This is a genomic window from Pseudarthrobacter sp. MDT3-1 (assembly GCF_054510755.1).
In genome coordinates this window covers 243,630-265,844 of the sequence record NZ_JBTNDX010000001.1, presented here as the reverse complement: position 1 = coordinate 265,844, position 22,215 = coordinate 243,630, and the positions used below count along the sequence as shown (strand labels likewise).

Genomic DNA, 22,215 nt, shown 5'->3' with positions numbered 1-22,215 from the left:
TTCTTGCGGCCGGTGATGGTCAGGAAGCCCTCCCGGTCCAGCTCGCCGAGGTCCCCGGTACGGAAGAACCCGTCCACAAAGGCCTCTGCGGTGGCCGCTTCGTTGGCGTGGTAACCCTTGAACACGCCGATCCCCTTGACCAGCACTTCGCCGTCCTCGGCCACCCGGATGGTGGTGCCCGGCAGGGGGACGCCCACGCTGCCCACCCTGGTCCGGGCGGGCGTGTTGGCCGTACAGGGGGCGGTTGTCTCGCTCAGCCCGTAGCCCTCAAGGACCGGGATCCCGGCGCCCCGGAAGAAGTGCGCGTCCTCAGGTGCCAGGGGGCCGGCCGCCGATACCGCGTAACGGACCCGGCCACCAAGGAGCTGGCGGAGCTTCGGGTACACCAGGCGGTCAAAGACGGCGTGCCGCGCCCGCAACGCCAGCCCTGGTCCGCTGCCCCCGCCGCGGGCGACGGTGTCCTGTGCCGTGGAGAAACGGACGGCGGCGGCTGACGCTGCCCTGAAGATCCCCGCGTTCCCGGACCCGGCAGCCTGGTGCGCGGCGTCCGCCCGGACCTTCTCGAAGATCCGGGGCACCGCCAGGAGGAACGTGGGTTTGAACGTGCCCAGATTCGCCCGCAGATCAGCAGGACGGCTGACGTGTCCCAGGGTGGCGCCCGCATGGAGGCACGCCACCTGGGCGGCGCGGGCGAGCACATTGGCCAGCGGCAGGAACATCAGGGTGCGCGCATTCTGCCCCTTGAGGATCTCCGGGAGAAAGGCGACGACGTTGACGGCCACGAGTGCAAAGTTGCCGTGGGTGATCACGCAGCCTTTGGGCCGTCCGGTGGTGCCGGACGTGTAGGCCAGGGACGCGACGTCGTCCAGGCCCGCGGCGGAGCGGTGGCGTTCCAGCTCGGCGTCCGTGACGCCCATTCCGGCAGCCGAGAGGCTGGCGAGGTTCGGGGCGTCGTCGTCGTCATCCATCCTCACCACGGGGACCAGCCGGTCCTTGAGCAGGATGGAAGACTCCATGATGCCTGTAATAAGCGACACCTTGCCGCGGTCCTGCGCGAACACGCGGCGCGCGCCGGCGTCGTGCAGGATCCACTCCATCTGGCCGGGGGTTGAGGTCTCGTCGATGGGGACGCTCACGCCGCCGGCAAACCAGATGGCGAAGTCCACCAGGGCCCACTCGTAGCGGGTGGCGGACATGACGGCCACGGTGTCGCCGGGCTCCAGGCCGCCGGCGATCAGTCCTTTGGCGAGGGCACAGACATCGTGCAGGAATTTTTGCGCCGGAACGTCGGTCCAGCCGTTGGGGCCTTTGCGCGCGTAGAGGGCGTGGGCCGGGTTGGCGGCTTCCCGCTGGCGCAGGAGATCGGTGACATTGCTGCCGGGCTCCAGCTCCACCAGGAGGTTTGTGCTCGCTTCTCGCACGGGGGCGTCTCCGTTCCGCTGCCTCAACGCAGTTCGCGGCTGGTCAGGGTTTCATGCAATCCTGCCTTAGATCCAGGACGGCATCCACATCCGGTAGCGCCATTCCTGATAGGGGATGGTCTCCGCGGTCCACACCGGGTAGAAAAATGCGGACAACAGGACTGCCCCGGCGACGAAGAGTGCCACCAGGTAAACACCGGCCCGCCGGCGCCAGAGCGGGTCGGTGTCCCGGCCCAGGACGAGGCCCAGGCAATACACCAGCGCGAGCACCAGGAAGGGCTCAAAGGAGACGGCGTAAAAGAAAAACATGGTCCGCTCCGGGTACAGGAACCACGGCAGGTAGCCGGCGCCCACGCCCGCAAGGATCGCCCCTGCGCGCCAGTCCCGGCGCCCGGCCCACCAGAACAGCAGGACCACCAGCGAGATGGCCGCTCCCCACCAGATCATCGGGTTCCCCACCGAGAGAATGGCGGAGGCGCAGTTGGGCACGTCGCATCCCGGGGCGCCCTGCTCCGGCTTCTGGTAGAAGAACGACGTCGGCCGGCCCATCACCAGCCAACTCCAGGCGCTTGCCTCGTACGGGTGTTCGGAGCCCAGTCCCTGGTGGAACTTGTACGCCTCCAGATGGTAGTGCGCCAGCGAACGCAGGGAGTCCGGCAGCCAGCCCCACTCCGCTGAGGGGTTGCTCTGGGCCCACCTCCGGAAGTAGGCGCCCTCGGAACGGAACCAGCCCGTCCAGGTGGCGGTGTAGACCACCGCCGCAACCGGAACCATGCTGGCAAAGGCAGGCAGTCCATCCTTGATGATTCCGCCGCTGACCCAGCCGCGGATTCCCGCGACGCGCCGTGCGTTGAGGTCCCACAGGACCGTCAGCACGCCGAAGCCGGCGAGGAAAAACAGGCCCGACCATTTGGTGCCTATGGCGAGTCCCATGCACACGCCCGCGGCGAGACGCCACCAGCGGATCCCCAGCCACGGTCCCGCCAGCAGTTGGCTGGCTGCGGGCCGAGCGTTCCGGGACGCGGCCGCGAGCCGTCCGAGCCGTGCGGCCAGCCGCCGTCGTCCGTCATCGCGGTCCAGCAGCAAAGCCCCGAAGGCCGCCAGGAGCCAGAACATCAGGAAGATATCCAGGAGGGATGTCCGCGACATCACCAGGTGGTGGCCGTCGACGGCGAGCAGCAGGCCCGCGGCGGCAGCCAGCGGCACTGAGCGGAACAGTTTCAGTGCAATCAGCGTGAGCAGCAGGATGGACAGGGTTCCGGTCAGTGCGGCCGCGAACCGCCAGCCGAACGGATTATCGGCTCCGAAGAGCCACATGCCGCCGGCGATCATCCACTTGCCCACGGGCGGATGGACCACGTACTCGGGAGTGTCCAGGAGGATGGCCGGGTTGCCTGCGTTGAAGGAGTCGTTGGCCTTGTCCGGCCAGCCCCGTTCGTAGCCGCTGACCACGTAGGAGTAGGCGTCCTTGACGTAGTACGTTTCATCGAAGACCAGGCTGTGCGGCGTGTCCAGCCGGACAAAGCGGAGGACGCCGCCGATCACGGAGGTCAGGGCGGGCACCAGCCAGAACCAGAGACGCAGCGACGGCGGGTAATCCCGCCAGCTGCGCGTGCTGCCGTTCAGGCGCTCGCGGAGGGCTGTGGCAGAGAAGGCCTCCGCCGGACGGGCGATCCACGGGCCTCGTGCCGGCGCGATGGTCTGGACGGCCTCGGCAGGCCGCATGGAGGTCTGCGTCACGAGCCCCATGCTACCTTTTGCAGCTTGGGCCGCCGGCCAGCAGTACGCTGGGGGAGTGGACCCTAACCCCAGCACCTTCGCCGATTCCCGCCCCGCAGAACCTTCCCTTGCCGCCGGGGAGGAGCCAGAGACAGAGGTTCACGTGGCAGCGGACCCGGCTGCAGCGGCACCCGTCGCCACGGGGCCGGGCCGGATTGTACTGGCGGCAACGCCCATCGGGAATACGGGAGACGCGTCGGCCCGCCTGATCGAGCTCCTGGGGACGGCGGACATCGTGGCCGCCGAAGACACCAGGCGCCTGCACCGCCTTGTCCAGAGCCTCGGAGTCACCGTCGCCGGGCGGGTCATCAGCTACCACGAGCACAACGAGGCCACCAAGACCGCGGAACTGCTGGAGCACGTCCGGTCCGGCAAAACCCTGGTCATGGTCACAGACGCCGGCATGCCTTCGGTCTCGGACCCGGGGTTCAGGCTGGTGGAAGGCGCTGTGGCAGCCGGACTCACCGTGACCGCCGTCCCTGGCCCGTCCGCGGTACTGACCGCCCTGGCACTGTCCGGTCTGCCCACCGACCGCTTCTGTTTTGAGGGATTCCTGCCCCGGAAAGCCGGCGAACGGGCCTCGCGGTTGGCGGACCTTTCGGCCGAACGCCGGACCATGGTGTTTTTTGAGGCCCCGCACCGGCTGGAATCGATGCTGCGGGCCCTGCGCGAGCGTTTCGGTGCCGAGCGGCGGATCGCCGTCTGCCGGGAACTGACCAAGACCTACGAGGAAGTTATCCGCGGGACGGTCGGGGAACTGTTGCTGTGGGCCGAAGGCAACGAGGTGCGCGGCGAGATTGCCGTGGTGCTGGGCGGCGCCCCTGAGCAGGCGCCGGGCACCCCCGAGGACCACGTGGCGGCCGTCAACGAGCTGGTGGCCCAGGGAATCCGGCTCAAGGAAGCCGTGGCCGCCGTAGCCGAGGACGTCCGCGTCAGCAAGCGGGAGCTGTACTCGGCGGTCCTCGCGGCACGCTGAGCGTACTAAAGGCCAGCTGTGCAGCTGCACAACGAAATCTCGCTTCAGCAGTGCGTCCAGGCGTAGACCCTCTGGCGGCCGCGGCAGTAGTGTGACAGTAAATCAGCCAAACGGCAGGCCGCCCAGGCCCTGCGCCAAGGCTGAACCAAACCTTACTGACGAGGGAGTCACCGTGACTGTCACCGCACAGCCAGCTGTTACCGCGGAGCGCGAAATCGCACTGCTGGCCTCTGTTCCCACCGGATTGCTGATCAACGGCGAATGGCGCCCGGCGGCGTCAGGCAAGACATTCGACGTCGAGGACCCCGCCACGGGCAAGGTGCTCCTCAGCATCGCTGACGCCGGCGCCGAAGACGGCAAAGCTGCTTTGGACGCGGCCGCCGCAGCGCAGGAATCGTGGGCGAAGGTCCCGGCCCGTGAACGCGGCGAAATCCTGCGCCGTGCCTTTGAGATGGTTACGGCCCGTGCCGAGGACTTCGCGCTGCTGATGACCATGGAAATGGGCAAACCGCTGGCCGAGGCCCGCGGCGAGGTCGCCTATGGCGCCGAGTTCCTGCGCTGGTTCTCCGAGGAAGCTGTCCGTGCGTTTGGCCGCTACTCGGTCTCGCCCGATGGCAAGTCCCGCCTGCTGGTCACCAAGAAGCCGGTGGGCCCGTGCCTGCTGATCACGCCGTGGAACTTCCCGCTGGCCATGGCCACGCGCAAGATCGCCCCTGCTGTCGCGGCCGGCTGCACCATGGTGCTGAAGTCGGCCAACCTCACGCCGCTGACCTCGCAGCTGTTCGCGGCAGTCATGCAGGAGGCCGGCCTGCCGGCCGGAGTCCTGAACGTCATCCCCACGTCCACGGCAGGGGCCACCACCGGCCCGCTGATCAAGGACCAGCGCCTGCGCAAACTCTCGTTCACGGGCTCCACCGAGGTGGGCCGGCGCCTGCTCGCCGACGCGTCCGAGACCGTCCTGCGGACCTCCATGGAACTCGGTGGCAACGCCCCGTTTGTGGTGTTCGAGGACGCGGACCTGGACGCCGCCGTCGCCGGTGCCATGCTGGCGAAGCTGCGGAACATGGGCGAAGCCTGCACCGCGGCGAACCGGTTCATCGTCCACGAGTCCGTCGCCGACGAATTTGCCCAGAAGTTCGCCGCGAAAATGGGTGAGATGACCACCGCCCGGGGCACCGAACCGGAGTCCAAAGTGGGTCCGCTGATCGATGCCAAGAGCCGGGATAAGGTTCATGAGCTGGTGTCCGATGCCGTGGCCTCCGGCGCCAAGGCTGTCCTGGGCGGCGCCCCGGCCGAGGGCCCGGGCTACTTCTACCCGCCCACCATCCTCACCGGCGTCACCGAAGGCACGCGGATCCTGTCCGAGGAAATCTTCGGCCCCGTCGCCCCGATCATCACCTTCGGCACCGAGGACGAAGCCGTCCGCCTGGCCAACAACACCGAATACGGTCTGGTGGCGTACGTCTTCACGCGCGACCTGAACCGCGGCATCCGGATGGGCGAACGGCTCGAGACCGGCATGCTCGGCCTGAACGCCGGTGTCATCTCCAATGCCGCCGCACCGTTCGGCGGCGTCAAGCAGTCCGGGCTGGGACGTGAAGGCGGCCTCGAAGGCATCGAGGAATACCTCTACACCCAGTACATCGGCATCGCGGACCCCTACGCCGGCTGAAAGGATTGACCTCCGGCTGACAGGATTATCCTCCGGTCAGCCGCTTCCTCCACCGCCAGTAGGGAGCCGCCGCGGCGAGCCGCTATTGGCTACCACGCGGCCGGAACAAGCCGCCGCGTGCCCTCGACCAGGAGCGTGCGGCGGCTTTTGCCGTCCGGCGCGCCAGCCTGTTGAGCCCTCTGAACGGGGCAGCCAGGAGCCAGGCCCACCGGCCCAGAACCGACGGCGGGAGCCAGTCGGCACGGAGGCGTCGAGGGAGCGAGGCGTTGGCACGCAGGGAATGCTGCACCGCCGCGATGCGTGGGGCAATGGCCCCTGTCCTGCCGCGGCCGGCTGTGTCCTGGACAGGCGGGCCGTAGTGCCGGCGTTCAAAGTCGGAGGTGAGGCTGCGGATGGCTTGGTGCGCGGCGTCGTCCATGCCTCCATGTTCGCCGAGCAGCGATGAATGGCGGAGCCGTGTGGAATACGTCCGGGCTGTTTCGCTGGCGTCCGGTGGCAGTCCGTAGTCGGTTCCGAGATCACGGATTTCGGCCCACGCCAGCGGAATCACGTCCTCCCGCGCCCGGCCCTCGGTGCGGAGCCACCGGGCACGCCGCCCCATCCTCACCAGCCGCGGCGAGGCCGCCAGCAGGACGAGGCCCAGCGCGGCCGCCGTCCCCAGCAGCCATGGCAGGAGCAGCTGCCCGAGGTCCCCTGCGCCGCCACCTGCACCGGGGAGGGGCACGGCCGTGGCGCTTGGTGTGGGGGTCGGGGCGGTTGCGCCGGGAAGGAGGTCCTCGTTATTACCCAGCGAACCGGGGATGCCGGGTGTGCTGGTTTCCGTGGCGTACGCGGGTATGACACCACGCGACGGCGTGGGTTCGAAGGGCACCCACCCCAATCCCTGGAAGTAGAGCTCGGGCCAGGCGTGGGCGTCCCGGGCGTCCACCTCATACTCCGGCAGCGCCCCTTGCCCGGCCACTGAAACCGTGGAACCAGTGCTTCGGCCCGGCGCGTAGCCAACCGCGATGCGGCTGGGGATACCTTCCAGCCGGGCCATCACGGCCATCGCGGACGAGTAATGGATGCAGTATCCGCTCTTCTGGGTCAGGAAATCGGCCAGCACCGAGAGCCCGTTACCGTCGTAGCCGCCCTGGACAGGTGACTGGAGCGAGTAGGTGAACTCCCCTGAGCGAAGGTATTTCTGGATGGCCATGGCCTTGGCGAAGGGTGTGTCACTCGAAGCTGTCACCGTGTCAGCCGTGCTGCGGACGATGTCCGGGACGTTGCCGGGAACCCTGGTGAAGTCGGCCGGGATTCCCTGCACGGCCTGCGACGACTGTTGAAGGAGGGTGGCCGTGAGCTTCGGCGCCGTGGACACCACAAGGTATTGCTGTGACCGCGTGTTGGTGTTGGAACCCTTGACGGCCAAGGTGGCCGGGTCCCATGTCCAGGCGCCATTGAGCCCGCGGATTGTTTCCGGCGCGTACGGCAACGGCAGGTACGGGCTGGTGAACGTGCCCGTATCCACGGCAGTCACCTGGCGGAGCTGCTCCTCGGCGACGATCTCGTGGCCCGTCTCAAACTGTCCGGCCACGGGGCGGCGCTCTGCGTCGCGGTCATCAGGTCCCCAGGATTCGCCGTCGAAATTGTCAACTGTGACGGACCGCAGATACAGCGGCCCGGCCGCGTTGGTGGCATAGGTGATCCGCCCGCTGCCGGCCGGTGCCCGCAGGCTGTTTCCCAAGGTAATTATGGGGTTCAAGCCGGTCCCGGCGCCCCACGGGTTCAGCCGGGAGCCCTGCGGAAACGTGCCGTGGTCGAACCCGGGGATGGCCGCCGGCACTGCCAGTGTTGCCACCAGTGCCACGGTTCCGGTCAGCATGGCCCGCCGGAACTGGCCGGGATTCCGGCCGCTGTCGGCCGCAGTGCGGGAATCCGGTGCAAACCACTGGCTGAACGCGAGGATCAGGAGGTACCCGGCCGCCGTGGCAGTGAAGCCCCAAACCCCCACGCTCTGGGGCTTCACGGTGGCGGGGACTACCAGGATGGCCAGCAGGCCCAGTCCGGTTGTTGCCGGCATGCCAAGCGGTACGGCCAGCGCATCGATGAGGATGGCTGTCAGGCCCAGGGCTGCGCAGCTGACCATAACGATTCCGGCGTTCGGGGCCACCGGGGCACTTTCCGCAAGTACCGTCTCGCTCGCCCGGCGGACGAACCTGTCCACTTCAGCCAGGGTTGCCCCGGACGGGATGAAACCGGCAATGCCCGTGCTCCGGAAGAACGTCAGGGTGAGAATCGCGATCAGGGAGGCAAAGCCGCCGGCAGCCACCACGAGAGGATGGGCCCGCAGCGCGCGGAGCGTGGCGATGGTCAGGCAGACCACCACCACCGTGGTCAAGAGGGGCAAGTACCAGGCCCAACCCCGCAGGACACCGTTGAGGGAAATCGCGGCGCCGGCCACGGACAGGGCGACGGCGCCGGCCATGGCCCAGTGGTACGCCCCGACCCGCGTCCGTGCCGGAACCTGGCCCGGGGCACCTGTGGCTGCCTGCCCGCGGGACGCGTTGCGTTCCGGTGCCAGTGTCACCGTCCCACCGCCGCTCCGCGGCGTACGTCTGCCGCTGCCGTGGCCGGCGCAGCACCACCCTGGTCGAAGTGCGCCCAGGCGTCCGGGACCGGAACCGAGGTTGGCACCGCCACTGCCCGCCAGCCGCCCCGGCGGAGGGCCTCCAAAGAGTCCTCGGAATCCGCGGGCCTCTCGGAAACGATGATGGCGAAGGCATTCGCGCCATAACCCGCCGCCGGAGCGAGGGCTCTGGCCTCGCTCGGAGAGATCCTGCCGAGCACGGCAATAAGGGGCCCCCGCATCCGGTGGGCGGAGAGTTTGTCCATCAGGTGATCGTCGAAAACGGCCGGTCCGGCATCCTGGCCACCGTGGTCCCGGGCAGCGTGGTGCGGACCGGACAGCTGGATGGCGGCGAGGCTTTCGGCGATCGACTGGAGCCCGGACACTCCGCTGAACTCTTCCGCTTCCGGTTCCGGTGCGGACGGGGAGCGGAGGAACGCGGGTTCGCCGCGGGGGCCCAGGAGGCGGAGGGCGTAGTTCCGCTCCGACAGGTGCCTGCAGATGGAGATCGCGGCCACCACGGCCCACTCGAACGTGCCGCTGGTGATCATCTCGTGGCCGTCCACGGCCGCATTGCCCCCGAAACCGGATCCGTGCCCGCCGGAAAATGCCGCGAACCGTTGGTCAAGGATGATGGTGGCCTCCGGCGTCGTGACGGACTCCTCCTGGCGCACCATCAGGGCGCCGTGGTGCGCGGTGGCCGCCCAGTGCACCCGGCGCATGGGATCGCCCGGGCGGTATTCGCGGGTCATGACGTCATCGTCGCTGGGGTTGGCGCGGGTACGGGTTGCTGTGATGCCGTCGTTGCCGCGGGCTCCCGCGAGGCCCGTCACGGGAAGCTCGACGGCGGCGGGCGTCACGGTGAGTGTGTCGCCGTCGTCAATTGACCGCCTGTGCAGGGACAGCCCGAACGGATCCGTGAACTCTGCGGTTACCGGGCCGATCAGGTACTGTCCGCGTTTGGTGGAGCGCAAGTGGTATTCGTACCTGCTGGTCCCGCCCTTGGCCGAGCGGGCGGGGAAATGGAAGGCCGGGGACTCGCCGAACCGTGGCGGCAGCCGTTCCTCCATGATCGCCCGGCCGCCCCCGTAACCGGTCCGCGCCACGGCGAGCCGCACTGTGGTGGCGGCGGAGGTCTCCACCGGGGACGGGTTGAACTCGCGGTAAACCTGGAACCGGGGCTTGAGGAGCCTGATCCCGGCCAGCGAAACCAGGGGAAGGACGATGAGCAGGACACTCAGACTCAGCAGGTCCCGCCGCCCCATGATCTGCGCAGACAACAGGCAGACGGCGCCGGCGGCCAGGAGCCCCCAGCCACGCTGGCTGAACAGGTGCCGGGGCAGTCGGTCACGCAGCGCCATATGACGGCCCTGCCTAGTGGTTCCGCCGCAGTCCGGCCGGCGGGGCCGGGTTGTTCACCGGGTCCTGGTTCACCGGGAGCCGGGAGAGGATGCCCCGGATGACGCTGTGCGGGGTCTCGCCGGCGCCGGCCGCCTTCCGGTCCAGGATGATCCGGTGGGCCAGCACGGATTCCGCCACGCTGACGACGTCGTCTGGCAGCACAAAATCACGGCCGTCCAGCGCCGCCGTGGCCTTCGCGGCCCGGAGCAGCTGGAGCATGGAGCGAGGGCTGGCGCCCAGCCGGAGCAGGGGGCTTTCGCGCGTTGCGCGGCCTACTGAGACGGTGTATTCCTTGATGGCCTGGGAGACGTAAACCTGTTGGACCGTGGCGATCATCGCTGCGACGTCCGCCGAGGTGACCACAGCGGAGACCTTGGTCAACGGGGAGGTTGCCTGATGGGTCTCCAGCATTTCGATTTCGGAGTCCTTGTCCGGATAGCCCATGGAAATCCGCGCCATAAAGCGATCGCGCTGGGCCTCGGGGAGTGGATAGGTGCCTTCCATCTCGATCGGGTTCTGGGTGGCCACCACCATGAACGGTTCGTCGAGTTTGTACGAGTCCCCGTCCACGGTCACCTGGTGTTCCTCCATACACTCCAGGAGGGCGGATTGGGTCTTGGCGGACGCGCGGTTGATTTCATCGCCAATAACAATGTTGGCGAAGACGGCACCCGGGCGGAACTCGAACAGCCGCGACGCCTGGTTATAGATGGACACGCCCGTCACGTCCGAAGGCAGCAGATCAGGAGTGAACTGAATGCGGCTGACCGTGCAGTCAATGCTCCGGGCGAGGGTTTTGGCCAGGAGGGTCTTGCCCACACCTGGCACGTCCTCCAGGAGCAGATGGCCCTGGGCCAGCAACACCGTCAGGGCAAGCCTGGCCGCATCCGACTTTCCGTCAATGACGGTGTTGATCGAGGCCAGGATCCGCTGGCTGGCCGCGTGGAATGAGTCCGCGTCCATGGCTGCTGCCTTGTAACCGTTGAGATGGCCCACCTGCTCCGTCACGGGGGTAAAGTTCCGGCTGGCAGGGGTTACCTCGTTGACGGCGGTGCGGCGGTGGGAGTCCATCTGCAACCTTTCAGTCCGGGGATCACCCGGAACGGGACAGCAGGCCTGCCTTCGCCCGGCGGTGGGCGTTCGCATCTGTTCGTACCAGCCTACTAACACAACTGCCCTTGCTGACAGAGAGTTCCGGGAATTCTGCCGCGATCCGCCGCCGCTAGGCTTGAGGGATGTGCAATTCGCTGATTCCCGCCGCTTACCGTGCCGCCGGGGCGGACCCTGCAGACGCCGGCCGGCAGGCGCGGCAGGACTATCCGCCGGCGCCGGAGCCGCTGCCGGTCCCCGTGATGGACAACCATACGCACCTGGATTTCCCCGATGGCGAGAGCCCGGTGGGCATCGCCGCGGCGTTGGATGCGGCCCAGGCGGTCGGAGTGCAGGGGGCCGTCCAGGTGGGCTGCGACCTGGAGTCCTCCCGGTTCACGGTCCGCGCCGTTGACCTGGACAGCCGGTTGCTTGGGGCAGTGGCATTGCACCCCAACGACGCCCCGGACTATGCCAGGCGCGGCGAGCTGGAAGATGCGCTGGCGGAGATTGAGCAACTGGCCGCCCACCCCCGGATCCGGGCTATCGGCGAGACCGGCCTTGATTTCTTCCGCACCGAAGGGGAGGGCCTGGCCCACCAGCGCTATTCGTTCCGACGGCATATCGATATTGCCAAGCGCCTGGACCTGACGCTGCAGATCCATGACCGCGATGCGCACGACGACGTCGTGCAGGTCCTGCGCGAGGAGGGGGCTCCGGAGCGGGTTGTGTTTCATTGCTTCTCGGGTGATGAGGCGCTCGCCAGGATCTGCAATGCCGCAGGCTGGAACATGTCCTTTGCCGGCACGCTGACCTTTAAGAATGCGGCTAACCTCCGCGCCGCGCTGGGAGTGGCGGACCCGGACCTGGTGCTGGTGGAAACGGATGCCCCGTTCCTGACTCCGCATCCGCACCGCGGCCGTCCCAACGCCAGTTATGTGGTGCCGTACACCGTCCGCGCCATGGCCGAATTGACAGGAACTGACCTCGCGGAGCTCTGCACCCGGATTAGCGAAAATACCGTGCGGGCGTACGGATCGTGGGACTGACCTGGGCCTCGTCACATTGCTTGGTTCACATACCTCGTATGTAAATTTCTTGGCCGCTTTATAACGCTACGGTTACAGTGGAGAACTATTAGCCGGGGTCGGGGAAGGCCTTCGGATAATTTCACTTCATGCGCAGCAGGACCAGACAGGGCTTTGATGCCCTCTGCCTGCCGCGCGGAGTGTGGCGGCGCAACGGTGCCCGGAGCTTGTCCCCAGGGTCATGCGCCGGCTATTTCACTGCGTTTTTCCCCGTGCCCGGATGGATCTAAAGTTACGGGCAATCGTGGTCAAGCTCTTCACAACGGACGGTAAGTTCAGTTTTATCAAGGTGGGCACCCAACTGGTGGTGCTGTGTGCACTGGTGTTGGGGCTCGTGGCCTTCGTCGGAAATAACAAAACCGTTACCCTCAACGTCGACGGAAAAGTGACTTCGGTCCAGTCCTTCGGCGGCACCGTGGGCCAGGTCGTAAAAAGCGCCAACGTAGAACTGAAGCCGGCTGACCGCGTCTCGCCCTCGGCGGACGCCAAAGTGGAGAACGGCACCGTGATCAACGTCAACATGGCCAAGGCCGTGAAGGTCAGCCTGGACGGTTCCGAAAAGACCATCAACACCACGGCGCCGGATGTTGCGGGCCTCGTCACCGAACTGGGAGTGGCCAGCTCCTCCTCCGTTTCCGTCCCGAAGGACGCCCAGCTCGCCGTGGCCGGATCGTTTGTCTCCATCTCCACGCCCAAGACAGTCAGCATCGTTGCCGACGGCAAGGCCTCCACGGCCACCACCACCGCGGGGACCGTCGCCCAGGTGCTGGAGGACGCCGGCATCACCCTCGGCGTCGACGACCGTACTTCCCAGCCGGGCAACGCGCACGTGGTCAACAACATGGTGGTTAAGGTCTCCCGGGTGGATACCAGCCAGACCGCGGCCACTACTGAAGATGTTGCTTTCGACAGCATGACCACTGAGAGCGCTGAGCTTCTCAAGGGCGAGAAAGAGGTCACCCAGGCCGGCGTGGCCGGCAAGGTGGATAAGAGCTTCAAGCTGGTGATGGTTGACGGCCGTGAAGCCTCGCGGACGCTGGTCTCCGAAACTGTTTCCGTCCAGCCCGTGACGGAAAAGGTCACGGTAGGCACCAAGGCAAAGCCCGCAGCCGCCGCCGGAATGAACACCGGCGCCTCGGCCCCGGCCATGATGAACGAGGCCATGTGGGACAAGATCGCCCAGTGTGAGTCCACCGGAAACTGGTCCATCAACTCGGGCAACGGCTACTACGGCGGCCTCCAGTTCGACATCCGGACCTGGATCGGCTCCGGCGGCGGCGCCTACGCCCCTAACGCCAGCCTCGCCACCAAGGCACAGCAGATCGACATCGCCAACCGCGTGTACGCACAGCGTGGCCTGCAGCCGTGGGGCTGTGGCTGGGCCGCTACGAGCTAGGCACCAATGAGCACCTGCGCTGGCGGCAGCTGACCACAGCCGCCAGGCAAGCAGATGACAGCGGCCGGCCCCGGATTGTCCCGGGGCCGGCCGCTGCCGTTAAGCGGAAACATACACCGCGAAACACGCATGATCCGCGCGGAAAGCGGATGGCCCGTCACCGCGGCCGGGATAGGATGCCTAGGTGACTGAACCGACTGCCGCCGCGCCCGCACCCCTCTTCGGTGCTTCCGACATACGCCGGCTGGCGGAAGAAATCGGTATCCGGCCCACCAAGACACTGGGACAGAACTTCGTCATCGATGGCAACACCATCCGCCGGATCGTCTCCGTTGCCAACATCGGGCCAACCGAGACGGTGCTGGAAGTCGGGCCGGGCCTTGGTTCCCTCACGCTGGGCCTGCTGGATGCCGCGCAGACGGTGGTCGCCGTCGAAATTGATCCGGTCCTGGCGGCAAAGCTGCCGGAAACCGTGAAAGCATGGCGGCCGGACGCGGCGGGCGCTTTCCACCTGGTCCAGGCGGACGCCATGAAGGTCACATCGCTTCCCGTTGAGCCCACCGCCATTGTGGCGAACCTGCCCTACAACGTGGCGGTGCCGGTGGTCCTGCACCTGCTCCAGCATTTCCCCAGCCTGCAGCACGGTCTGGTGATGGTCCAGGACGAGGTGGCTGACCGGCTGGCCGCGGGGCCAGGATCAAAAACCTACGGGGTGCCCTCGGTCAAGGCGGCCTGGTACAGCAGCATGCGCAAGGCCGGGGTGATCGGCATGAACGTCTTCTGGCCTGCGCCGAAGATCCAATCCGGGCTCGTGGCCTTCACCCGGCGGGAACCGCCTGAAACAACCGCCACCCGTGAGCAGGTGTTCGCCGTGATCGACGCCGCCTTCGCCCAGCGCCGGAAGACGCTGAGGGCCGCCCTGGCCGGCTGGGCGGGCGGCGCAGCCGAGGCCGAGCGCTGCCTCATCGCCGCAGGAGTGGCTCCATCGGCCCGGGGCGAAGTCATCGACATCCACGCCTTCGCCCGGATTGCCGAAGCCCGCGAGGCCGGGTCGTGAAGGCAGCCGCCGGGAAGTTTCCCGCACGGACGGTCCGTGTGAAGGCGCCCGGCAAGGTCAATGTTTCCCTGGACGTGGGGCCCTTGCGCGCTGACGGCTACCACTCAGTTGCCAGCGTGTACCTGGCCGTTTCCCTCTATGAGGAAGTGGCTGCCACCAGCACGGAGATGCCGGGGATCACCGTCAGCATCAGTCCTGACAGCACCCTGGACCTGGACGGCGTGGATATTCCGCTGGACGAGAAGAACCTGGCCTACAAGGCCGCAGCCATCATGGCCGATGTCTCCGAGCATTCGACCGGCGTGCACCTTGAAATCACCAAGCGGGTCCCCGTGGCCGGGGGCATGGGCGGCGGCTCGGCCGATGCCGCAGCCACCCTGCTGGCCTGTGACGCGCTCTGGAACAGCGGGCTGTCGCGGGATGAGTTGGCCCATCTGGCCGCCGAATTGGGTGCCGACGTTCCTTTCTCCCTCCTCGGCGGAACCGCCGTCGGGCTTGGCGTTGGCGACGACCTTTCGCCGGCACTGGCCAAGGCCCAAACGGACTGGGTCCTCGTGGCGGCGGACTATGGGCTGCCCACCCCCGAGGTCTTCCGCGCCCTGGACCGGCTCCGGGAGGCAGAAGGACTGGACGTTGCCGAGCCCACGGCCGTGGATCCCAAGATCCTGCAGGCGCTGCGGAGCGGGGACGCCGATGCCCTGAGCCGGGTCCTGGTGAACGATCTGCAGCGGGCTTCCATTGAACTTTCCCCCGCGCTCCGCGATACGCTGGGACGAGGTGAAGCGCTCGGCGCCCTGGCCGGAATCGTATCCGGTTCCGGACCCACCGTGGCGCTGTTGACCCACAATCCCGCCGCAGCCGAAAACCTGGCGGAGGACCTGCGGCACTATGGGCTGACGGCATTCCCTGTCCACGGGCCCGTGCATGGGGCGCGCATCATCTCCGATACTCTCCTTTAAGAGTCCCCTTCCTTACTGAGCAGCAGAAAGCAGTCCCTCTTGGCACACCTTCTTGGCGGCGAAAACCTTACGGTTTCGTACGCAACGCGCACCGTCCTGGACGGCATCACCCTCGGACTCGAGGAAGGTGACAGGATCGGCATGGTGGGCCGGAACGGCGACGGCAAGTCCACGCTGATGCGCCTGCTGGCCATGCGCTCCACCCCGGACTCGGGCCGGGTGACCAAGCGCAGCGAAGTCAACATCGGCTACCTGGACCAGAGCGACGTGCTCGACGGCGACCTCACAGTCGGCGCTGCGATCGTCGGCGACCAGGCCGACTATGAATGGGCCCGCAACCCCCAGATCCGCGAAGTCATGGGCGGCCTGGTGTCCGACGTCGACTGGCATGCGAACGTCCACGCCCTCTCCGGCGGCCAGAAGCGGCGGGTGGCGCTGGCCAAGCTGCTGATCGAGGACCATGACGTCATCATGCTCGACGAACCGACCAACCACCTCGATGTCGAAGGAGTCGCCTGGCTGTCCCGGCACCTGAAGACCCGGTGGCGGGCCAACCAGGGCGCCTTCCTGGTGGTCACCCACGACCGCTGGTTCCTGGACGAAGTCTGCACCAAGACCTGGGAAATCCACGACGGCATCATGGACCCGTTCGACGGCGGCTACGCGGCCTACGTGCTGGCCCGTGCCGAGCGTGACCGCGCGGCGAATGTTATGGAAGGCAAGCGTCAGATGCTCGTGAAAAAGGAGCTCGCCTGGCTGCGCCGCGGCGCTCCGGCCCGCACGGCCAAGCCGAAATTCCGCATCGAGGCCGCCAACGCCCTCATTGCCGACGTCCCCGAGCCGCGTGACTCCACAGCCCTGAGCAAGATGGCCACCGCCCGGCTCGGCAAGGACGTCCTGGACCTTGAGAACGTCTCACTGGACTTCCTCGGCGGCGACCCCGGACAGAAACTCTTCGACAACATCACGCTGCGGCTTGCCCCCGGTGAGCGGCTTGGCCTCGTGGGCGTCAACGGCGCCGGCAAGACCACCCTGCTGAAACTCCTCAACGGCGAGATTGAGCCGTCATCCGGCAAGGTCAAGCGCGGCAAGACGGTGGTCACCGCCGTGCTGACCCAGGAGGTCAAAGAGCTCGACGACGTCTCGGACCTGCGCGTGATCGAAGTCATCGAGCGCGAAAAGCGGTCCTTTAACGTGGGCGGCAAGGAATTCACGGCGGGCCAGCTCGTGGAGCAGCTCGGCTTCACCAACGAAAAGCAGTGGACCCCGGTCAGGGATCTGTCCGGTGGTGAGCGCCGGCGCCTCCAGCTCCTGCGCCTGCTGGTGGGGGAGCCGAACGTGCTGATGCTCGATGAGCCCACCAACGACCTCGACACCGACACCCTCGCCGCCGTCGAAGACGTCCTTGACGGCTGGCCTGGCACGCTCGTTGTGGTCAGCCACGACCGTTACCTGCTGGAACGCGTGACGGACCACCAGATGGCGCTGCTTGGTGACGGCAAGATCCGCGCCCTGCCGCGCGGCGTGGACCAGTATCTGGAACTCCGCGAATCCGCCCTGGCCGGCTCCACGATCACCGGCGGCGGCAACCCCGTCAGCGGTCCGAGCGGCAGCTCCGCACCCGCTGCCTCCGGTTCCTCCGAAGCCGAAAAGCGCGACGCCCGGAAGGCCAAAAACCGGATCGAGCGCCAGCTGGGCAAACTGGAGCAGCAGGAAAAGAAGATTCACGACCAAATGGTCAAGAGCACCGCAGCATCCGACTTCGACGCCCTCGCCGACCAGAACAAAAAACTCAAGGACCTCGCCACCGACCGCGAAGCCCTGGAACTCGAATGGATGGAAGCCCTGGAAGTCCTCGGCGAGTAGCCCGGCGCTACTTGGGTTGGGTTGGGTGCCGGAGCCGGCCCTTCCGCGTCGCTTAGACACAGGGCAAAGGGGACGCTCCGGTCGCTGGGCGACCTCCGCGTCCCGATGCCCTGCGATGCGCTCCTTGCGGAAGGACCGCCTCCGGCGAACGTGAGCCCGGCTTCCAGCGCGAGGGGACACTTAAGCCCCTCCGCCTTGGCGCGAGGGGACACTTAAGCCCCTCCGCCTTGGCGCGAGGGGACACTTAAGCCCCTCCGCCTTGGCGCGAGGGGACACTTAAGCCCCTCCGCGTTGGTGACGGTCGCTCACGAGGGGAGTCACCACTGTGCCGTGGAACAGCGGGCAACCCGTCGGCAACTGCGGTCGGCGGAGATCGCCGACCGGAACTTTCGGCAATAGCGGGGCGGGGGACCTTCGCGTAGTCGCGCATCGCGGGCCATCGGGCACACAAGGTCGCTCAGCGACCGTTGGGCCCCTATGGCTCGAAGCGTCGTCCCGAGGGCCCCGACGCGAGCTTGCGAGTGTTGGGAAGGGACCAACGCGCTAAGCGACGGCGAAGGGCTCCTGCGCCGCGTAGGTGACCACGAGCGCACGCAACCCCGGGACACTTCGCTCGCGCAGGGGCTTAAGTGTCCGTTCGCGCTGAATCTTCGGTGCGGAGCTCGGGGTCTTTTTGGAGGCCGGTGAGGCCGTTCCAGGCGAGGTTGACCAGGTGGGCGGCGACGGTTTGTTTGTCGGGCTGGCGGCTGTCCTGCCACCATTGGCCGGTCATGGCCACCATGCCTACGAGCATCTGGGCGTACATCGCGCCGTCCTGGGCGCTGAAGCCGCGGCGGTGGAATTCGTCGGACAGGATGTGTTCCACGCGGGCGGTGACCTGGGACAGCAGGGTGGAGAAAGCGCCTTCGGGCTGCGATGGCGGTGCGTCGCGCATGAGGATCCGGAAGCCCTCCGCCCGGTCCTCGATGTAGGTGAGGAGGGCCAGGGCGGCGCGTTCCACCAGGACACGCGGTTTGCCCTCTTCGGTCAGGGCAGCGGTGATCGAGTCCAGCAGGATGTGGAACTCGAAGTCCACCACCTGCGTGTACAAGCCCTCCTTGGAGCCGAAATGTTCGTAGATCACGGGCTTGGAAACGCCGGCGCAGGCCGCGATTTCCTCAATGGTGGTCCCGTCGAGCCCGCGAGCGGCAAAAAGGCCACGGCCGACGTCTACCAGCTGGCCGCGCCGCTGTACGCCTGTCATCCGTGTCCGGGGTGGGTTGTTGCTCACATTTCCATCATGCCCTAGCGCTGCTGAAACAGTTGGAACCGGTGGCGGTGCACTGGCCTGGCTGCCGTGATTCCTGCCAATGTCGCGGGCTGCCCTGAAGCCATGGCAAAATAAATACTTGTGCCTTGGCCTTTGCGCCTGTGGCATGGTCCGCCCTGGTGTAATGGCAGCACCCCGGCCTTTGGAGCCGTGGAGTATAGGTTCGAATCCTATGGGCGGAACTGCTGTGCGAAGACCGTCCAGTAGGATGAACTCGGTGCCCCGCCGTGAATTTTGGCCGGACAGGCACCGCGCCCAGCGCAACGCGCAACCAAGCAAGGAGAACCCGTACGTGATCCCCGAGAATACCGGCCCAGCCGCCGTCATTGTTCTGGCAGCAGGCGCCGGTACCCGGATGAAATCCCGTACCCCGAAGATCCTGCACGAAATCGGCGGCCGGTCCATGGTGGGCCACGCCCTGCTGGCAGCCCGCAGCATTAACCCCGGACGTCTGGCCCTCGTGGTCCGCCACGAGCGGGATCTGGTTGCCCGCCACCTGAACCAGCTGGACCCCGAAGCCCTGATCGTGGACCAGGACGACGTCCCCGGCACCGGCCGCGCCGTTGAGGTGGCCGTGCAGGCACTGGACGCCCAGGAAAAACTTGCAGGCACCGTCGTGGTCACTTACGGCGATGTTCCGCTCCTGACCGGCAGCCTGTTGGCGGACCTGGTGGCCACACATGAGCGCGAAGCCAATGCCGTTACCGTGCTCACCGCGCTGCTGGACGACGCCACGGGCTACGGACGCATTCTCCGCGGCGATGACAGCTCCGTGACCGGCATCCGCGAGCACAAGGACGCAACGGAAATCGAACGACTGATCCGCGAGGTCAATTCCGGGATCTACGCCTTCGACGCCGACGTCCTCCGTGACGCGCTGGTCCACATCACCACTGATAACTCGCAGGGCGAAAAGTACCTCACCGACGTGCTGGGCCTCGCGCGGCAGTCGGGCGGTCGGGTGGCCGCCGTCGTCACCGAGGACCGCTGGCAGGTGGAGGGCGCCAACGACCGCGTGCAGCTCTCCGCCCTCAGCGCGGAACTGAACCGCCGCACCGTTGAAGCCTGGATGCGCGCCGGGGTCACCGTAGTTGACCCCGCCACCACCTGGATCGATTCCACTGTCACCCTGGACGAGGACGTCCGCATCCTGCCCAACACGCAGCTGCACGGTGCCACCACCGTGGCGAGGGACGCCGTCGTCGGCCCCGACTCCACCCTGACCGATGTCCGCATCGGCGAGGGCGCCAAGGTGACCCGCACGCACGGTTCCGGCGCCGTGATCGGTGCGGACGCCGCCGTCGGCCCTTTCACCTACCTGCGTCCCGGCACAGTGCTCGGCGACACCGGCAAGATCGGTGCGTTCTACGAAACCAAGAACGTCACGATTGGCCGCGGCTCCAAACTTTCCCACCTCGGCTACGCAGGCGACGCCGAAATCGGCGAGGACACCAACATTGGCTGCGGCAACATCACGGCCAATTACGACGGCGAGAAGAAGCACCGCACGGTGATCGGCTCGGGCGTCCGCACAGGTTCCAACACAGTCTTTGTTGCACCGGTCACCGTGGGGGACGGTGCCTACAGCGGCGCCGGCGCGGTGATCCGCAAGGACGTCCCGGCAGGGGCGCTCGTCGTGTCCGTTGCAGCGCAGCGCAACGACGAGGGCTGGGTTGTGGCCAACCGCCCCGGCTCACGCTCGGCGGAACTGGCTCAGGCCGCCGCCTCAGATTCCTCACATACCCCAGCATCGACAGAAGAGGACCAGCGATAATGAGCGAAATTACGGCACGCGGCGAGAAGAAGCTGGTACTTGCCGCTGGGCGGGCGCACCCCGAGCTGGCGCGGGAAATCGCCAAGGAGCTGGGTACCGAGCTGCTGCCCGTGGATGCCTACGACTTCGCCAACGGGGAGATTTACGTCCGCGCGGGAGAAAGCGTCCGGGGAACCGACGCGTTCGTCATCCAGGCCCACCCGGCTCCGCTGAACAACCACCTCATGGAACAGCTGATCATGATCGATTCGCTGAAGCGGGCCTCCGCCAAGCGCATCACCGTGGTGTCCCCGTTCTACCCGTATGCGCGGCAGGACAAGAAGGGTCGTGGACGCGAGCCTATTTCCGCCCGCCTGGTGGCGGACCTGTACAAGACCGCCGGCGCTGACCGCATCATGAGCGTTGACCTGCATACCTCGCAGATCCAGGGTTTCTTCGACGGGCCTGTGGACCACCTCATGGCCATCCCGCTCCTGGCCGATTACATCCGTACCCGCGTCGCCGCCGACAACGTCACCGTGGTGTCGCCGGACACGGGCCGCGTGCGCGTCGCGGAGCAGTGGGCCGAACGCCTGGGCGGAGCGCCGCTGGCGTTTGTGCACAAGAGCCGTGACCTTACCGTTCCCAACCAGGCCGTCTCCAAGACTGTCGTGGGCCAGATCGAGGGCCGGACCTGCGTCCTGATCGATGACATGATCGACACCGGCGGCACCATTTCCGGAGCGGTCCAGGTCCTGAAGAACGCCGGGGCGAAGGACGTCATCATCGCCGCGACGCACGCTGTGTTCTCCGAGCCCGCGGCCCAGCGGCTGTCCGAATCCGGCGCCCGCGAAGTGGTGGTCACCAACACGTTGCCCCTCACCGCGAATCAGCAGTTCCCGCAGCTGACGGTGCTATCCATCGCACCGCTGATCGCCCGCGCCATCCGCGAAGTGTTCGACGACGGTTCGGTCACCAGCCTGTTCGACGGCAACGCCTGATTCCAGCAGGGGGCTGGTGGAGACCGCCGTTTTCAGTAATTTGGCCCGGCGCTGGTAAGCTTTTTCACGATACCTTGGCGAGGGAGAGCATCCGGGAAACCGGACTGCAGGTCTCCGTTATCGACTGGGTCTGAATCTCCCTTCTGGAAGGGCGGCCTCACGGCCGCCCGGCGTTGAAGGTCGTAACAGACCTCCGCCCTTGCTGAACACCTTTTAGTCTTCCGAGGAGATACACATGTCTGAGCAGAAGCTCGCAGCAGAAGTACGCACCGAATTCGGCAAGGGCTTCGCCCGCCGCGCGCGCATGGCCGACCTGATCCCCGCCGTCATCTACGGCCACGGCGCCGAGCCGATCCACATCACGCTTCCGGCCAAGGCCACCACGCTTGCAGTCCGCAAAGCCAACGCCCTGCTGTCCCTGGACGTCAACGGCGAAGAGCACCTGGCCCTGGTCAAGGACGTCCAGCGCGACCCGATCAAGCAGATCATCGAGCACATCGACCTGCTGACCGTCATCAAGGGCGAAAAAGTCACCGTGGACATCCCGGTTCACATCGTTGGCGAACTGGCTCCGGGCAGCGTCTTCAACCAGGAACTCACCGTCATCTCCCTTGAGGCTGAGGCAACCCACCTGCCCACCGCCATCGAGGTCGACATCGAAGGCCGCTCCGCCGGACAGCACATCCACGCTTCCGACCTGGTCCTGCCGAAGGGTTCGGTCCTGCTGGCCGACGCCGACGCCCTGGTTGTCCACATCTCCGAGGCCACTGAGGTCTCTGAGGAAGAGGCACAGGCTGACTCCGCAGCCGCAGTCGCCGGCGAGTAATAACGGCACAGTTT

At 66.9% G+C, this 22,215-nt stretch carries 15 protein-coding genes, 1 tRNA gene and 1 pseudogene; 11 read left to right on the top strand and 6 right to left on the bottom strand.

Annotation, left to right across the window (positions count from 1 at the left end):
* Positions 1-2: 2 nt before the first annotated feature.
* Positions 3-1,421: pseudogene (locus tag ACX80X_RS01220) on the bottom strand (AMP-dependent synthetase/ligase); the annotation flags it as partial.
* A 66-nt stretch (positions 1,422-1,487) separates the two neighbouring features.
* A complete protein-coding gene (locus ACX80X_RS01215) occupies positions 1,488-3,170 on the bottom strand; it encodes a dolichyl-phosphate-mannose--protein mannosyltransferase (protein WP_374209889.1) in 1,683 nt (560 codons plus the stop codon).
* A 46-nt stretch (positions 3,171-3,216) separates the two neighbouring features.
* Between ACX80X_RS01215 and rsmI the strand changes: the two genes are divergently transcribed.
* Together rsmI and ACX80X_RS01205 are read left to right on the top strand one after the other, a co-directional pair.
* On the top strand, positions 3,217-4,176 hold the full coding sequence (gene rsmI, locus ACX80X_RS01210) for a 16S rRNA (cytidine(1402)-2'-O)-methyltransferase (RefSeq protein ID WP_252601035.1): 960 nt from the start codon (positions 3,217-3,219) through the stop codon (positions 4,174-4,176).
* Positions 4,177-4,348: 172 nt separating this feature from the next.
* Positions 4,349-5,848 (top strand): NAD-dependent succinate-semialdehyde dehydrogenase, encoded by a 1,500-nt coding sequence (locus ACX80X_RS01205; protein ID WP_058929629.1) that lies wholly within the window; start codon positions 4,349-4,351, stop codon positions 5,846-5,848.
* Positions 5,849-5,930: 82 nt separating this feature from the next.
* Here the strand turns inward: ACX80X_RS01205 and ACX80X_RS01200 are convergent, their stop codons facing one another.
* From ACX80X_RS01200 to ACX80X_RS01190, 3 genes are read right to left on the bottom strand one after another with little or no spacing between them, the layout of a single operon-like run.
* On the bottom strand, positions 5,931-8,417 hold the full coding sequence (locus ACX80X_RS01200) for a transglutaminase family protein (protein WP_252607822.1): 2,487 nt from the start codon (positions 8,415-8,417) through the stop codon (positions 5,931-5,933).
* The gene (locus ACX80X_RS01195) at positions 8,414-9,817 is read right to left on the bottom strand and encodes a DUF58 domain-containing protein (RefSeq protein WP_252601039.1); all 1,404 of its coding nucleotides are present in this window, start codon (positions 9,815-9,817) and stop codon (positions 8,414-8,416) included. The genes ACX80X_RS01200 and ACX80X_RS01195 overlap by 4 nt, the downstream gene beginning before the upstream one ends.
* A 13-nt stretch (positions 9,818-9,830) precedes the next feature.
* Entirely contained in the window at positions 9,831-10,928 is a 1,098-nt protein-coding gene (locus ACX80X_RS01190; protein WP_252601041.1) for an AAA family ATPase, read from the bottom strand.
* Between the two features lie 164 nt (positions 10,929-11,092).
* On the opposite strand from ACX80X_RS01190, the gene ACX80X_RS01185 reads away from it, so the two are divergent.
* From ACX80X_RS01185 to ACX80X_RS01165, 5 genes are all read left to right on the top strand, one after another.
* Positions 11,093-11,995 carry a TatD family hydrolase gene (locus ACX80X_RS01185; RefSeq protein ID WP_252601043.1) on the top strand — a complete coding sequence of 301 codons (903 nt, stop codon included), beginning with the start codon at positions 11,093-11,095 and terminating at the stop codon, positions 11,993-11,995.
* 283 nt (positions 11,996-12,278) lie between these two features.
* Positions 12,279-13,430 carry a ubiquitin-like domain-containing protein gene (locus tag ACX80X_RS01180; RefSeq protein WP_252607824.1) on the top strand — a complete coding sequence of 384 codons (1,152 nt, stop codon included), beginning with the start codon at positions 12,279-12,281 and terminating at the stop codon, positions 13,428-13,430.
* A 184-nt stretch (positions 13,431-13,614) separates the two neighbouring features.
* Entirely contained in the window at positions 13,615-14,487 is an 873-nt protein-coding gene (gene rsmA, locus ACX80X_RS01175; RefSeq protein WP_058929623.1) for a 16S rRNA (adenine(1518)-N(6)/adenine(1519)-N(6))-dimethyltransferase RsmA, read from the top strand.
* Positions 14,484-15,446 carry a 4-(cytidine 5'-diphospho)-2-C-methyl-D-erythritol kinase gene (locus ACX80X_RS01170; RefSeq protein ID WP_252601045.1) on the top strand — a complete coding sequence of 321 codons (963 nt, stop codon included), beginning with the start codon at positions 14,484-14,486 and terminating at the stop codon, positions 15,444-15,446. Before rsmA ends, ACX80X_RS01170 begins: the two co-directional genes overlap by 4 nt.
* Positions 15,447-15,485: 39 nt before the next feature.
* On the top strand, positions 15,486-17,312 hold the full coding sequence (locus ACX80X_RS01165; protein WP_252613706.1) for an ABC-F family ATP-binding cassette domain-containing protein: 1,827 nt from the start codon (positions 15,486-15,488) through the stop codon (positions 17,310-17,312).
* 625 nt (positions 17,313-17,937) lie between these two features.
* Here ACX80X_RS01165 and ACX80X_RS01160 read toward each other — a convergent pair.
* Positions 17,938-18,582, bottom strand: a complete 645-nt coding sequence (locus tag ACX80X_RS01160) for a TetR/AcrR family transcriptional regulator (RefSeq protein ID WP_252601047.1) — start codon at positions 18,580-18,582, stop codon at positions 17,938-17,940.
* A gap of 149 nt (positions 18,583-18,731) precedes the next feature.
* Between ACX80X_RS01160 and ACX80X_RS01155 the strand changes: the two genes are divergently transcribed.
* The 4 genes from ACX80X_RS01155 to ACX80X_RS01140 all read left to right on the top strand — a co-directional run bounded on the left by ACX80X_RS01155 (position 18,732) and on the right by ACX80X_RS01140 (position 22,201).
* A tRNA-Gln gene (locus ACX80X_RS01155) sits at positions 18,732-18,803 on the top strand.
* Between the two features lie 110 nt (positions 18,804-18,913).
* Positions 18,914-20,395, top strand: coding sequence for a bifunctional UDP-N-acetylglucosamine diphosphorylase/glucosamine-1-phosphate N-acetyltransferase GlmU (gene glmU / locus ACX80X_RS01150; protein WP_252607826.1), 1,482 nt, complete (start codon positions 18,914-18,916; stop codon positions 20,393-20,395).
* Positions 20,395-21,375, top strand: coding sequence for a ribose-phosphate diphosphokinase (locus ACX80X_RS01145; protein ID WP_056348072.1), 981 nt, complete (start codon positions 20,395-20,397; stop codon positions 21,373-21,375). Before glmU ends, ACX80X_RS01145 begins: the two co-directional genes overlap by 1 nt.
* A gap of 235 nt (positions 21,376-21,610) precedes the next feature.
* Positions 21,611-22,201 (top strand): 50S ribosomal protein L25/general stress protein Ctc, encoded by a 591-nt coding sequence (locus tag ACX80X_RS01140; RefSeq protein ID WP_252607827.1) that lies wholly within the window; start codon positions 21,611-21,613, stop codon positions 22,199-22,201.
* Positions 22,202-22,215 lie beyond the last annotated feature (14 nt).